Annotated in this window: 1 protein-coding gene; it reads right to left on the reverse strand. The window is 64.7% G+C overall.

Annotation, left to right across the window (positions count from 1 at the left end):
• Nucleotides 1–205: 205 nt before the first annotated feature.
• The coding region (locus tag AACS18_RS23480) for an ATP-binding protein (RefSeq protein WP_258228935.1) at nucleotides 206–1,280 on the reverse strand (1,075 nt) is incomplete at its 5' end.

Below are 1,280 nucleotides of genomic sequence, written 5' to 3' on the forward strand. Positions count from 1 at the left end.
GGCCCACCCTGAATCAGTCGATGGCGACATCATCTTCTGTTATCACTGCGGCCACCACGAGTTGCTGGAGGTGGGCATGGTGCACCTGACCGATTTTCGCCGGGAATGGGTCTGTGCCAAGTGCAAGCAGGTGCTGTTTCGCGAAATAGAATAACGGCGCAGGGGCTGGCCACCCCCTCTGAACGTTGTACATCGCCAGCAGGGATCAGAACGGCGAATCCCTGTTGGCCGCCAGCCACAGCTGCAACCCGCTCACCGCCGCGTCAAATTGCGCCCCGATTGTCGCAGGCTCACCGCCCCCCGCCTCAAGGGCCGCACAGTGGCTGGCAAATTCGGTCAGCCCCAGCGCCAGCGCACTCCCTTTTAGCTTGTGCGCCAGCTGACGTTGCTCATTCCCCTCCCCCTTGGCCAACTCGTCCACCAACACCCGCCCTTGCGACTCAAACAGCCCGACCAGCTGGCGGATCCGCGCCATGCCGAGCAGGGGCAGATCGGCGTCCAGCACCGGATTGGCCCACTCGGGCCGATTAGCAGAGGCGGCAACAGATAACTGCGTGGAAGGCTCGATGGAGGTAACCTCCTGCCTAAACAGCCGCTCGATGGCGTTCGCCAGTACCGCCAGCCGCACCGGCTTGCCGACAAAATCGACAAACCCGGCGGCGAGACAGTGGCGGATATCCTCCGGATACATCTGGGCCGAGATGGCGATGGCGGGCAGCGGCCGCTCATGCATCTCCTCACTAATGGCGGCCAGATCCTCGCGCAGGGTCATGCCGTCCATATCGGGCAGGTTGATATCGAGCAACGCCAGCTCGAAGGGACGCTCGGTCACCAGCGCCAGCGCGCTGCGACCATCCTCCGCCAGAGTCACGCGATGGCCGAGGCGGGTCAGCATGCCGTGCGCCACCAGCCGGTTGATCTCGTTATCCTCCACCAGCAGGATGTCGCGAGACTGGCCAAGGTGCAGCGGCTGCGCCTCGGCGGGCAGTTGGGCGATCGAGCGCTGCAACGGCAAGCTGAAGCTAAATTCACACCCCTTGCCCGGCTCGCTGGCAAGGATCAGCTCGCCCCCCATGGCGGCCACCAGCTTGCGGCTGATCGCCAGACCCAGCCCGGTGCCGCCCTGATGGCCTATATCGCGCTTGCGCTGGCGAAAGGCCTCAAACACCGCCTCCTGCTCATCGGCCGGAATGCCGGGGCCAGTATCGCGCACCACGAAGCGGATGCAGGGCTCGGCGCAAGGGCCTTGGCAGACAAGGGGTGCCACCGCCAGGGTAATC

The sequence above is a fragment of the Aeromonas sp. HMWF015 genome (assembly GCF_963878965.1).
GTDB classification, from domain to species: Bacteria; Pseudomonadota; Gammaproteobacteria; order Enterobacterales; family Aeromonadaceae; genus Aeromonas; species Aeromonas veronii.